The organism is Streptomyces sp. enrichment culture (assembly GCF_964272855.1).
Taxonomy (GTDB): Bacteria; Actinomycetota; Actinomycetes; order Streptomycetales; family Streptomycetaceae; genus Streptomyces.
Window position 1 is genome coordinate 4,949,716 of sequence record NZ_OZ186847.1, and the last position, 12,623, is coordinate 4,962,338.

The 12,623-nt window shown below is 70.9% G+C and carries 11 protein-coding genes; 6 read left to right on the forward strand and 5 right to left on the reverse strand.

The window, feature by feature from the left end; genetic code table 11:
- Positions 1 to 15 precede the first annotated feature (15 nt).
- Positions 16 to 1,704 (reverse strand): sodium:solute symporter family protein, encoded by a 1,689-nt coding sequence (locus ACSU6L_RS21810; RefSeq protein WP_437059212.1) that lies wholly within the window; start codon positions 1,702 to 1,704, stop codon positions 16 to 18.
- Positions 1,705 to 1,825: 121 nt separating this feature from the next.
- Here ACSU6L_RS21810 and galT point away from each other — a divergent pair, with 121 nt between their 5' ends.
- Genes galT through galK form a run of 3 tightly spaced genes read left to right on the forward strand, consistent with a single transcriptional unit; the run spans position 1,826 to position 5,018 of the window.
- Entirely contained in the window at positions 1,826 to 2,884 is a 1,059-nt protein-coding gene (gene galT, locus ACSU6L_RS21815) for a galactose-1-phosphate uridylyltransferase (RefSeq protein ID WP_437059214.1), read from the forward strand.
- The gene (gene galE, locus ACSU6L_RS21820) at positions 2,884 to 3,861 is read left to right on the forward strand and encodes a UDP-glucose 4-epimerase GalE (RefSeq protein WP_437059216.1); all 978 of its coding nucleotides are present in this window, start codon (positions 2,884 to 2,886) and stop codon (positions 3,859 to 3,861) included. Before galT ends, galE begins: the two co-directional genes overlap by 1 nt.
- 2 nt (positions 3,862 to 3,863) lie before the next feature.
- The gene (gene galK / locus ACSU6L_RS21825) at positions 3,864 to 5,018 is read left to right on the forward strand and encodes a galactokinase (protein ID WP_437059218.1); all 1,155 of its coding nucleotides are present in this window, start codon (positions 3,864 to 3,866) and stop codon (positions 5,016 to 5,018) included.
- A 6-nt stretch (positions 5,019 to 5,024) separates the two neighbouring features.
- On the opposite strand, the gene ACSU6L_RS21830 is transcribed toward galK, so the two are convergent.
- Positions 5,025 to 5,477 (reverse strand): GNAT family N-acetyltransferase, encoded by a 453-nt coding sequence (locus ACSU6L_RS21830; protein WP_437059220.1) that lies wholly within the window; start codon positions 5,475 to 5,477, stop codon positions 5,025 to 5,027.
- A gap of 248 nt (positions 5,478 to 5,725) precedes the next feature.
- On the opposite strand from ACSU6L_RS21830, the gene ACSU6L_RS21835 reads away from it, so the two are divergent.
- Entirely contained in the window at positions 5,726 to 6,505 is a 780-nt protein-coding gene (locus ACSU6L_RS21835; protein WP_437059222.1) for a LuxR C-terminal-related transcriptional regulator, read from the forward strand.
- Here ACSU6L_RS21835 and tamR read toward each other — a convergent pair.
- A complete protein-coding gene (gene tamR / locus ACSU6L_RS21840; RefSeq protein ID WP_019753616.1) occupies positions 6,464 to 6,961 on the reverse strand; it encodes a MarR family transcriptional regulator TamR in 498 nt (165 codons plus the stop codon). The two genes, ACSU6L_RS21835 and tamR, sit on opposite strands and share 42 nt — an antisense overlap.
- 95 nt (positions 6,962 to 7,056) lie before the next feature.
- Between tamR and ACSU6L_RS21845 the strand changes: the two genes are divergently transcribed.
- Positions 7,057 to 7,860: a trans-aconitate 2-methyltransferase gene (locus ACSU6L_RS21845; RefSeq protein ID WP_437059224.1), complete on the forward strand. Its 804-nt coding sequence runs from the start codon at positions 7,057 to 7,059 to the stop codon at positions 7,858 to 7,860.
- Positions 7,861 to 7,884: 24 nt separating this feature from the next.
- Here ACSU6L_RS21845 and ACSU6L_RS21850 read toward each other — a convergent pair whose 3' ends face one another.
- Together ACSU6L_RS21850 and ACSU6L_RS21855 are read right to left on the reverse strand one after the other, a co-directional pair.
- Positions 7,885 to 8,562 carry a TetR/AcrR family transcriptional regulator gene (locus ACSU6L_RS21850; RefSeq protein ID WP_073941408.1) on the reverse strand — a complete coding sequence of 226 codons (678 nt, stop codon included), beginning with the start codon at positions 8,560 to 8,562 and terminating at the stop codon, positions 7,885 to 7,887.
- Positions 8,559 to 9,575 carry an acyl-CoA desaturase gene (locus ACSU6L_RS21855; RefSeq protein ID WP_437059226.1) on the reverse strand — a complete coding sequence of 339 codons (1,017 nt, stop codon included), beginning with the start codon at positions 9,573 to 9,575 and terminating at the stop codon, positions 8,559 to 8,561. Before ACSU6L_RS21855 ends, ACSU6L_RS21850 begins: the two co-directional genes overlap by 4 nt.
- 290 nt (positions 9,576 to 9,865) lie before the next feature.
- Here ACSU6L_RS21855 and ppc point away from each other — a divergent pair, with 290 nt between their 5' ends.
- Positions 9,866 to 12,598 (forward strand): phosphoenolpyruvate carboxylase, encoded by a 2,733-nt coding sequence (ppc, locus tag ACSU6L_RS21860; protein ID WP_437059228.1) that lies wholly within the window; start codon positions 9,866 to 9,868, stop codon positions 12,596 to 12,598.
- Positions 12,599 to 12,623: the final 25 nt, after the last annotated feature.

The window sequence follows — 12,623 nt, forward strand, 5'->3', positions numbered from 1 at the left end:
CTCAATCCTCCCGCGTCAGAACGAGAACGGGATGTAGCAGACGGCGGCCAGGACGATCGCTCCCCAGCCCAGCAGCGCCGGCTTGCGGTACCAGGCCTCGTCGCCGGGCGCCGGCGGCTCGGCCATGCCGGGGGACGTGGTGCCGTAGACCAGGCCCTGCAGCTCCTCCACGGGCTTCGGCCTGGTGAACAGGGAGACGGCCACCATGACGACTGCGCCCGCGACGAAGCCCGCGATCGCGGAGACGAAGTTGGCGCCCTGGTCGGAGGGGATGTCGATGATGCCCTGCTTGTAGATGACGAAGTAGTTGACCATCGCGGCCGCGGTGCCCGCGAGCAGGCCCCAGAAGCCGGACTTCATCGACGCCCGCTTCCAGAACATGCCGATGATGAAGACCACGAACATCGGCACGTTGAAGAAGGAGAACAGCGCCTGGAGGTAGGCCATGATGTTCGAGAACGACCTCGCCAGGAACGCCGTGCCGATCGAGGCGAACACACCGAGCGCGGTGATCAGCCGCCCGAACCGTACATAGTACGCGTCCTCGCGGTCCCGCACCACGTACTTCGCCCAGATGTCGTTGGTGAAGACGGTGTTGAAGGACGAGACGTTGGCCGCCATGCCCGCCATGAACGCGGCCAGCAGCCCGGTCACGGCGATGCCGAGCACGCCGTTGGGCAGCAGTGACTGCATGAGGTAGGGGATGGCGTCGTTGTACTGGAGGTCGGATTCGGGCGTGCCGATCTGCGGGACCAGCACGGCGGCGACCAGGCCGGGGATCATCACCAGGAAGACGATGAAGATCTTCGGGAACGCGGCGATCAGCGGGGTGCGCTGGGCGGCCGACAGGTTCTTCGCGGACAGCGCGCGCTGCACCTCGGCGAAGTTCGTCGTCCAGTAGCCGAAGGACAGCACGAAGCCGAGGCCGAGCACGATCGTCAGCCAGTTGGCGCCGAGCGGGTTCTCGCTGCCGATGCCGGTGCCGCCCCAGGCGGTCATGAAGTCGGCGCCGTGCTGCTCGGTGAGCTTGTCCGACAGCCCGTCCCAGCCGCCGACGCTCCTCAGGCCGAGCACCGTGATCGGGATCAGCGCGGCGAGGATCACGAAGAACTGCAGCACCTCGTTGTAGATCGCCGAGGACAGGCCGCCCAGGGTGATGTACGCCAGCACGAAGAACCCGGCGACCACGATCGCCACCCATTCGGGCCAGCCCAGCAGCGCCTCGACGACGATGGCGAGGGCGTACAGGTTGACGCCGGCGATCAGGATGGCGGCGAACGCGAACAGGATCGCGCTGAGCAGGTGCGCGCCCCGGTCGAAGCGCAGCAGCAGGAACTCGGGGACCGAGCGGACCTTGGAGCCGTAGTAGAAGGGCATCATCACCAGGCCGAGGAAGACCATGGCCGGGATGGCGCCGATCCAGTACCAGTGCGTGGTGTAGACGCCGTACTGCGCGCTGTTGGCGGCCATGCCCAGGATCTCGGTGGCGCCGAGGTTGGCGGCGATGAAGGCGAGACCGGTGACCCAGGCGGGCAGGGAACGGCCGGAGAGGAAGAAGTCGAGGCTGGTCTTCACCGACCGGCGGGCGGCGAAGCCGATGCCCAGCACGACGACGAAGTAGATCGCCAGGATCGTGTAGTCGAGCCAGTTCGTGGGGAGCCGCAGCTCGGCCGCGAGGTGGACGTTCTGTGGGGGGATCTGCATCCGGGCCTCACCTTGCTTGGGGTTCTTTGTTCGGTTGTGATGGTGACCGGCGTGGGGATTTGTGCTTTGATGTGTTCGGTTCTGTTTAAAGCTTTGCTGGGTGTACGGATGGAGAGTGGCGGTGAAGAAGACCTCGACCCGCTTGGCCGACGGTCGTGAGCTCATCTACTACGACCTGCGGGACGACGCCGTGCGCGACGCGGTGGACCGCCGCCCGCTGGAGCCCACGGTCACCGCTTCGGAGGTACGCCGGGATCCGCTCCTCGGCGACTCCGTCGCCATCGCCTCGCACCGGCAGGGGCGCACCTACCACCCGCCGGCCGACGAGTGTCCGCTGTGCCCCTCCGAGGGCGAGCGGCTGAGCGAGATCCCCGACTCGTCGTACGACGTCGTCGTCTTCGAGAATCGTTTCCCCTCGCTCGCCGGCGACTCCGGCCGCTGCGAGGTCGTCTGCTTCACCTCGGACCACACCTCGTCCTTCGCCGACCTCGGCGAGGAGCAGGCGCGGCTGGTGCTGGACGCGTGGACCGACCGGACGTCCGAGCTGTCCCATCTGCCCTCCGTGGAACAGGTGTTCTGCTTCGAGAATCGCGGGGCCGAGATCGGGGTCACCCTCCAGCACCCGCACGGGCAGATCTACGCCTACCCGTTCACCACCCCGCGCACCGCCCTGATGCTGCGTTCGCTCGCCGCCCACAAGGACGCGACCGGCGGGGAGAACCTGTTCGACGCGGTCCTGGAGCGCGAGCTGGCCGGCGAGCGGGTCGTCCTTGAGGGTGAACACTGGGTGGCCTTCGTGCCGTACGCCGCGCACTGGCCGTACGAGGTCCACCTGTACCCGAAGCGCCGGGTGCCCGATCTGCTCGCGCTCGACGAGGGCGCGCGCTCAGAGTTCCCCAAGGTTTATCTGGAACTCTTGAGGCGCTTCGACCGGATCTTCGGCGAGGGGGAGCCGCCGACGCCGTACATCGCGGCCTGGCACCAGGCCCCGTTCGGCCAACTGGAGGAGTTCGAGGGCGTCACCCGTGACGACTTCGCGCTCCACCTGGAGCTTTTCACCATCCGAAGGACTTCCGGCAAGCTGAAGTTTCTCGCGGGTTCCGAGTCCGGCATGAGCGTGTTCATCAACGACGTGCCGCCGGAGCGCGCGGCCGAGCGACTGCGAGAGGTAGCGAGTTGATGAGCGGTAAGTACCTGGTCACGGGCGGCGCCGGATACGTCGGCAGTGTCGTCGCCCAGCACCTGCTGGAGGCGGGGCACGAGGTCACCGTCCTCGACAACCTCTCCACCGGCTTCCGCGAGGGCGTCCCCGCCGGAGCCGCCTTCGTCGAGGGCGACATCCGCGACGCCGCCAAGTGGCTCGACTCCTCCTACGACGCCGTACTGCACTTCGCCGCCTTCTCCCAGGTCGGCGAGTCGGTGGTGAAGCCGGAGAAGTACTGGGACAACAACGTCGGCGGCACCATGGCCCTGCTCGCCGCGATGCGCGAGGCGGGCGTGCGCAAGCTGGTGTTCTCCTCCACCGCGGCGACCTACGGCGAGCCCGTCAGCACGCCGATCACCGAGACCGACCCCACCGCCCCGACCTCCCCGTACGGCGCGTCCAAGCTCGCCGTCGACCACATGATCACCGGCGAGGCGAAGGCCCACGGCCTCGGCGCGGTCTCGCTGCGCTACTTCAACGTGGCCGGCGCCTACGGCGCGTACGGCGAGCGCCACGACCCCGAGTCGCACCTCATCCCGCTGGTCCTCCAGGTCGCCCAGGGCCGCCGCGACGCCATCTCCGTCTACGGCGACGACTACCCGACCCCGGACGGCACCTGCGTCCGCGACTACATCCACGTCGCCGACCTCGCCGAGGCCCACCTGCTGGCGCTGACGGCCGCCCGCCGCGGCGAGCACCTGATCTGCAACCTCGGCAACGGCAACGGCTTCTCCGTCCGCGAGGTCATCGAGACGGTCCGCCAGGTCACCGGCCACCCCGTCCCCGAGGTCACGGCCCCGCGCCGGGGCGGCGACCCCGCGGTCCTGGTGGCCTCCGCCGACACGGCCCGCGAGAAACTGGGCTGGAACCCGTCCCGCGCGGACCTCGCGGGCATCGTGGCGGACGCGTGGGAGTTCGCACAGAACCGCGCAAGCATCGCAAGGGAGAGCTGAGAGTGGGCGCACAGCAGGTGCGGGAGGGCTTCGCCGAGCTGTACGGGGCCGAGCCCGAGGGCGTCTGGGCAGCGCCCGGGCGCGTCAACCTCATCGGTGAGCACACCGACTACAACGACGGCTTCGTGATGCCCTTCGCGCTGCCGCACACCGCGCTCGCGGCGGTCTCGCGGCGCACGGACGGCGTGCTGCGGCTGCACTCCGCCGATGTCGAGGGCGGTGTCGTGGAGCTGCGGACGGAGGACCTGGTCCCCGAGTCCGACAAGAGCTGGACGGCCTACCCGGCGGGCGTGGTCTGGGCGCTGCGCGAGGCCGGCCACGCGGTGACCGGCGCGGACGTCCACCTCGCCTCCACCGTCCCGGCGGGCGCGGGCCTGTCCTCGTCGGCGGCCCTGGAGGTCGTGGTCGCCCTCGCCCTGAACGACCTGTACGAACTGGGCCTGAAGGGCTGGCAGCTGGCCCGCCTGTGCCAGCGCGCCGAGAACGTCTACGTCGGCGCCCCGGTCGGCATCATGGACCAGACGGCCTCCGCGTGCTGCACCGACGGCCACGCGCTGTTCCTCGACACCCGGGACCTCTCCCAGAAGCAGATCCCCTTCGACCTCGCGGCCGAGGGCATGCGGCTGCTGGTCGTCGACACCCAGGTCAAGCACGAGCACAGCACCGGCGAGTACGGCAAGCGCCGCGCGGGCTGCGAGAAGGGCGCCGCGCTGCTCGGCGTGGACGCCCTGCGGGACATCCCGTACGGGGAGCTGGACGCGGCCCTGGAGCGCCTCGGGGACGAGGAGGAGGTCCGCCGCCTGGTCCGCCACGTGGTGACCGAGGACGCGCGTGTCGAGCGGGTCGTCGCCCTGCTGGAGTCCGGCGACACCCGGGCCATCGGCCCGGTGCTGGCGGAGGGCCACGCCTCGCTGCGGGACGACTTCCGCGTCTCCTGCCCCGAGCTCGACCTGGTCGTCGACACCGCGCTGGCCACCGGCGCGCTCGGCGCGCGGATGACCGGCGGCGGCTTCGGCGGCTCGGCGATCGTCCTGGCGGAGGCCACCGACGTCGACACCATCACCAAGGCCGTCGAGGAGGCCTTCGCCGCGGCCGGCTTCACGGCCCCGCGCGTGTTCGAGGCGGTGCCGTCGCCGGGGGCCCGGCGGATCGCCTAGGGCAGGCTAGAGCTTCTTGGTCAGGGTGTACTCGGTGATCCCCGGCGGATAGTCGGGGATCACACACACCACCTCGTAGCCCCGTTTCCGGTAGAACTCCGGGGCCTGGAAGTCCCACGTCTCCAGCCGCGCGGCCCCGCAGCCGCGCTCCACGTGGGCCACGCGCTCCGCCTCGGCCAGCAGCCGCCCGCCCAGCCCGGCACCCCGGTGGCGTTCGTCCACCCAGAGATACGTCACGTGCAGCCAGGTCGCCCAGGTGTGGCCGACCAGTCCGCCCGCCAGTCCGCCCGCCGCGTCCGACACCCAGACGTGCAGCGGGACTTCGCGTTCCGCCGGCGTGCCGCGCAACGCGGCCAGGACCGGTGAGGCGGCGGTGTTGGCGGCGCGCAGCCGCGAACGGAGAAGATCGCGCCGGGTCTTGTCGACTTCTGTCTCAAGACGAAACATGCGGCTCACCATAAACGCGTCGGACTGCCAGTTCTGCAAATAGCCTTCCGCCGCAGGCCCCCACCCGTACCCTGATGAACAGCGCCGGTGGGGGCCGGTGCTGTTCAGGGGGCGAGACAAGGTCGGGTACGGCGCCCGAAGCGGGGGTAGCAGTCATGGCACGGCGGCGGCCGTGCGGTTGTGGTTGCCGCAACCCTAGGGCGTCGTACCCGCGCCGGTGTCTCCTTCTCCGGGTCTTTCCGGACCAGTGGGGGTTTTCAGTGGTTCGCATCCGTGTCCTGGTCGTCGACGACCACCGCATCTTCGCCGAGTCGCTGGCGGCGGCCCTGGCGGCCGAGCCCGACGTCGAGGTGTCCGCCGCGGGCAGCGGCCCGGCCGCGCTGCGCAGCATGGAGCGGGCGGCGGCCGAGGGCCGGCGCTTCGACGTGCTGCTCGTCGACGCCGACCTGGGCGGCGCCGCGCCCGGGATACGGCCCGCGGTGGCCGCCGTACCGGCGCAGCGGGAGAGCGGCGAGGAGGGCGTCGTCGACGGGATCTCCCTGGTCGCCGGCGTGCGCTCGGCGCAGCCCGGGGTGCGGGTCGTGGTGCTGGCGGAGAAGGACGATCCGCGGCGCGCCGCGCTGGCGCTGCAGGCGGGCGCCTCCGGCTGGGTCGCCAAGGACTGCTCGCTGTCCCGGCTGCTCACCGTGGTGCGCGGGGTGCTGCGGGACGAGACCCATCTGCCGCCCGCGCTGCTCACCGGGGTGCTGCGGGAGCTGACTGCCGCGCGCAAGCACCGCACCGAGAGCGAGCGGCTGGTGGAGTCGCTGACCCCGCGCGAGCGGGAGGTGCTGCGCTGCATGGTGGCGGGACTGGGCCGCAAGGCGGTCGCCGAGCGGCTGTTCCTCAGCCCGCACACCGTCCGCACCCACATGCAGAACGTGCTCGGCAAACTGGGCGTGCACTCCACCCTCGCCGCCGTCGCGCTGGCCCGGCGGGCCGGGGTGGGGCCGGTCGACCTAGCCGGGGATGTTGTCGAACGGGGCGGTCAACTGGCGTAGCAGCGCCGCCAGTTCGCCGCGCTGGGCGCGGGACAGCTCGGCGAGGATGGCGCGCTCCTGGTCCAGCAGTCCGGCGAGGGCCTGGTCGGCACGGTCACGGCCCTCGTCGGTGAGCCGGACCAGCACGCCGCGCCGGTCGCTGGGGTCGGGCAGCCGCTCGACCAGGCCCTTCTTGGCCAGCCGGTCGATGCGGTTGGTCATGGTGCCGGACGTCACCAGGGTCTGGGTCAGCAGCTGCCCCGGGGAGAGCTGGTAGGGCGTGCCCGCGCGCCGCAGCGCGGTCAGCACGTCGAACTCCCAGGGCTCCAGGCTGTGCTCGGAGAAGGCCAGCCGACGCGCGCGGTCCAGATGCCGGGCGAGCCTGCTCACCCGGCTGAGCACCTCGAGTGGTTCCACGTCGAGGTCCGGGCGCTCCCGGCGCCACGCTGCGACCAGCCGATCGACCTCGTCCTCCATGACGATCAGTGTAGTGGTTGTGTCGACATGAAGTCTCTTGACGTCAAGATATCGACGGGGGCAGGCTGGACACTGCCAGAGACAGGAGGCCTCTCATGCCCACCCCCGTCTGGGACCCGGCCCAGTACCTGCGCCACGCCGGCCACCGCGCCCGCCCCTTCACCGACCTCCTCGCCCGCGTCCCCGGTCTCCCCGGCGACCGGCCCCGCATCGCCGACCTGGGCTGCGGCCCCGGCAACGTCACGGCGCTCCTCGCCGACCGCTGGCCCGGCGCGCACATCACCGGCTACGACAACTCACCCGAGATGCTGGCGCAGGCGCGGCCGGGGCCCACCGCCGGCGGCGGCCGCCTCGACTTCGCCCGCGCCGACGTCCGCACCTGGACGCCCGCCGAGCCGCACGACCTGATCGTCAGCAACGCCACCCTCCAGTGGGTCCCCGGCCACGCCGACCGCTTCCCCGACTGGATCTCCGCCCTCGCCCCCGGCGGCACCCTCGCCTTCCAGGTCCCCGGCAACTTCGACGCCCCCAGCCACCGCCTGCTGCGCGACCTCGCCGGCTCCCCGCCCTGGCGCGACCGCCTCGCCGCAACCCTGCGCCACGAGGACGCCGTCCACACACCCGCCGACTACCTGCGCCGCCTCACCGCCCTCGGCTGCACCGCCGACGTCTGGGAGACGACGTACGTCCATCTGCTCACCGGAGAGGACCCCGTCCTCGACTGGGTCAACGGAACCGCCCTGCGGCCCGTCCTCACCGCCCTCGCCGACGATCCGCGGGCCCGGGAGGAATTCGTCCACGCCTACCGCGAAGCCCTGCGCGAGGCGTACCCGGCGACCGGCCACGGCACGCCGTTCCCGTTCCGCAGGGTGTTCGCGGTGGCGCACAAAGAGGCCTGACCGTCCGGCCGTCAGGCCCGGGGACTAGCTCTTGCGGTGCCCTATCAGCCGCGGCTTCTGCTCCAGTCCGTCCAGCCCGTGCCACGCCAGGTTCACCAGATGCGCCGCCACCTCCGCCTTCTTCGGGCGGCGCACCTCCAGCCACCACTGGCCGGTCAGCGCGACCATGCCGACCAGGGCCTGGGCGTACAGGGGAGCGAGCTTCGGGTCGAAACCGCGGCTCTTGAACTCCTTGCCGAGGATGTCCTCCACCTGGGTGGCGATGTCCGAGATGAGGGACGCGAAGGACCCCGTCGACTGGGGGATGGGGGAGTCGCGGACGAGGATCCGGAAGCCGTCCGTGTACTCCTCGATGTAGTCCAGAAGGGCGAACGCGGCCTGCTCGAGCAGCTCCCGCGGGTGCCCGGCGGTCAGCGACCCCGTCACCATGTCCAGCAGGCGCCGCATCTCGCGGTCCACCACCACCGCGTACAGGCCCTCCTTGCCGCCGAAGTGCTCGTACACCACCGGCTTGGAAACCCCCGCTTTCGCGGCGATCTCCTCCACCGACGTGCCCTCGAAGCCCTTCGCGGCGAAGAGGGTGCGACCGATCTCCAGCAACTGCTGGCGGCGCTCCGCACCGGTCATACGGGTACGGCGGGTACGCCGCGGCTTGTCACTGTTCGAGGTACTGCTGGAGTCGGTCGGCACGGCCTCCATCATGCCGCCTCGGCGGTCTCCTTCCGGCGCCGGGAGCCGTCTTCACCGCTGTTGCGACGCGAATCGATACGCGAGCGTGACGGCCAGCGCACGTCGTACGCCCAGCCCAGCTGTTCGAACCAGCGGATCAGCCGGGCCGACGAATCCAGCTGGCCGCGCTCCACCCCGTGCCGCGCGGACGTCGGGTCGGCGTGGTGCAGGTTGTGCCAGGACTCACCGCAGGACAGCACCGCCAGCCACCACACGTTCCCCGAACGGTCCCGCGACTTGAACGGCCGCTTGCCCACCGCGTGGCAGATCGAGTTGATCGACCACGTCACGTGGTGCAGCAGCGCCACCCGGACGAGCGAACCCCAGAAGAACCCGGTGAACGCTCCCCACCAGGACATCGTCACCAGACCGCCGATCACCGCCGGCAGCGCCAGCGACAGGGCCGTCCACAGCACGAACTGGCGGGAGATCGCCCGCAGTGTCCGGTCCTTGATCAGGTCCGGCGCGTACTTGTCCTGCGGCGTCTGCTCCTCGTCGAACATCCACCCGATGTGCGCCCACCACAGGCCCTTGATCAGCGCCGGCACCGTCTCGCCGTACTTCCACGGGGAGTGCGGGTCGCCCTCCGCGTCGGAGAACTTGTGGTGCCTGCGGTGGTCGGCGACCCAGCGCACGAGCGGGCCCTCAACCGCCATCGACCCGGCGATCGCCAGCGCGATCTTCAGCGGGCGCTTGGCCTTGAAGGAACCGTGGGTGAAGTGACGGTGGAAACCGATCGTGATGCCGTGACAGCCGAGGTAGTAGAAGAAGACCAGCAGGCCGAGGTCCAGCCAGCTCACCCCCCATCCCCACGCCAGCGGCACGGCCGCGATCAGCGCGAGGAACGGGACGGTGATGAAGAGCAGCAGCGTGATCTGCTCGACGGACCGCTTCTGCTCGCCGCCCAGAGTGGCGGACGGCAGCGGCGCGGCGGCCTCGGATGTCGACTTCGGGGCGTCGTCGATCACGTCCGAGCTTGTGGTCATGGGCGTCCCCTGTGGGGTCGAGGGTTGTGGCAGTGTGCCGGGCCGGAGACCGCGCGGGCTTCCCTACGGTTCCGTAACCTACGGCGTCGTAAGTATGGCAGCGCCTCGCCCGGCGGCAAGAGCCCGAGAGTCTGCGCGTCCGAGTGGACACCTATCCTTGGACTCGGTCGGACAGCGCGGTCCGCTCTGTTTACTTCCCGGATGTCCGGCCCGTATGCGGCAGCCGCCGCGCGAGACGCCGTCCGGGTTCCCCTCCCAGACGAGCTTCAACACTGCAAGGAGCCGCACCTGTGAGCAGTGCCGACGACCAGACCACGACGAACAGCAGCGCGCTGCGCGCCGACATCCGCCGGCTGGGTGATCTCCTCGGTGAGACCCTGGTGCGGCAGGAGGGCCCCGAGCTGCTCGAGCTCGTGGAGAAGGTACGCCGCCTCACCCGAGAGGACGGCGAGGCCGCCGCCGAGCTGCTGCGCGGCACGGAACTGGAGACCGCGGCCAAGCTGGTCCGCGCCTTCTCCACCTACTTCCACCTGGCCAACGTCACCGAGCAGGTGCACCGCGGCCGCGAGCTGCGCGCCAAGCGCGCCGCCGAGGGCGGACTGCTCTCGCGCACCGCCGACCGGCTGAAGGACGCCGACCCCGAGCACCTGCGCGAGACCGTGCGGAACCTCAACGTCCGCCCCGTCTTCACCGCACACCCCACCGAGGCCGCCCGGCGCTCGGTCCTCAACAAGCTCCGGCGCATCGCCGCCCTCCTGGACACCCCCGTCCTCGACTCCGACCGGCGCCGCCACGACACCCGCCTCGCCGAGAACATCGACCTCGTCTGGCAGACCGACGAGCTGCGCGTCGTGCGCCCCGAACCCGCCGACGAGGCCCGCAACGCGATCTACTACCTCGACGAGCTGCACGCGGGCGCCGTCGGCGACGTCCTGGAGGACCTCACCGCCGAACTGGAGCGCGTCGGCGTCACCCTCCCCGAGGACACCCGCCCCCTCACCTTCGGCACCTGGATCGGCGGCGACCGCGACGGCAACCCCAACGTGACCCCCCAGGTCACCTGGGACGTCCTCATCCTCCAGCACGAGCACGGCATCAACGACGCCCTGGAGATGATCGACGAGCTGCGCGGCTTCCTTTCCAACTCCATCCGTTACACCGGCGCGACGCCCGAGCTCCTGGAATCCCTCCAGGCCGACCTCGACAACCTCCCCGAGATCAGCCCCCGCTACAAGCGCCTCAACGCCGAGGAGCCCTACCGGCTCAAGGCCACCTGCATCCGGCAGAAGCTGGAGAACACCAAGCAGCGCCTCGCCAAGGGCACCCCGCACGAGCCCGGCCGCGACTACCTCGGCACCGCCCAGCTGCTCGGCGACCTCACCCTGATCCAGAGCTCCCTGCGCGAGCACCGCGGCGCCCTGTTCGCCGAGGGCCGGATGAACCGCACCATCCGCACCCTGGCCGCCTTCGGCCTCCAGCTCGCCACCATGGACGTCCGCGAGCACGCCGACGCCCACCACCACGCCCTCGGTCAGCTGTTCGACCGGCTCGGTGAGGAGTCCTGGCGGTACGCGGACATGCCGCGCGACTACCGCGCCAGGCTGCTCGCCAAGGAACTCCGCTCCCGGCGGCCCCTCGCCCCCACCCCGGCACCCGTCGACGCGGCCGGCGAGAAGACCCTCGGCGTCTTCCAGACCGTCAAGCGGGCCCTGGAGGTCTTCGGACCCGAGGTCATCGAGTCGTACATCATCTCCATGTGCCAGGGCGCCGACGACGTCTTCGCCGCCGCCGTCCTCGCCCGCGAGGCCGGCCTGATCGACCTGCACGCCGGCTGGGCGAAGATCGGCATCGTGCCGCTGCTGGAGACCACCGACGAGCTCAAGGCCGCCGACACCATCCTGGAGGACATGCTCTCCGACCCGTCATACCGCAGGCTCGTGGCCCTGCGCGGCGACGTCCAGGAGGTCATGCTCGGCTACTCCGACTCCTCCAAGTTCGGCGGCATCACCACCAGCCAGTGGGAGATCCACCGCGCCCAGCGCCGCCTGCGCGACGTCGCCCACCGCTACGGCGTCCGGCTGCGCCTCTTCCACGGCCGCGGCGGCACCGTCGGCCGCGGCGGCGGCCCCACCCACGACGCCATCCTCGCCCAGCCCTGGGGCACCCTGGAGGGCGAGATCAAGGTCACCGAGCAGGGCGAGGTCATCTCCGACAAGTACCTCATCCCGTCCCTGGCCAGGGAGAACCTTGAGCTGACGGTCGCCGCCACCCTCCAGGCTTCCGCCCTGCACACCGCGCCCCGCCAGTCCGACGAGGCACTGGCCCGCTGGGACGCCGCCATGGACGTCGTCAGCGACGCGGCCCACGCGGCCTACCGGCACCTGGTCGAGGACCCCGACCTGCCGACGTACTTCCTCGCCTCGACGCCCGTGGACCAGCTCGCCGACCTGCACCTGGGCTCGCGGCCCTCCCGCCGCCCCGGCTCCGGCGTCTCGCTCGACGGCCTGCGCGCCATCCCGTGGGTGTTCGGCTGGACCCAGTCCCGGCAGATCGTCCCCGGCTGGTTCGGCGTCGGCTCCGGCCTGAAGGCGCTGCGCGAAGCCGGCCTGGACACCGTGCTCGACGAGATGTACGAGCAGTGGCACTTCTTCCGGAACTTCATCTCCAACGTCGAGATGACCCTCGCCAAGACCGATCTGCGGATCGCCCGCCACTACGTCGACACCCTCGTCCCCGACGAGCTGAAGCACGTCTTCGACACCATCGAGGCCGAGCACGAGCTGACCGTCCGCGAGGTCCTGCGGGTCACCGGCGAACAGGAGCTGCTGGACGCCCAGCCGGTCCTGCGGCAGACCTTCGCCATCCGCGACGCCTACCTGGACCCGATCTCCTACCTCCAGGTCGCGCTCCTCAAGCGCCAGCGCGACGCGGTCGCCGCCGGCGAACAGCCCGACCCGCTGCTGTCCCGGGCCCTGCTGCTCACCGTCAACGGCGTCGCGGCCGGCCTGCGCAACACCGGCTGACCCCGGCCCCGCCCGGCACACGGCG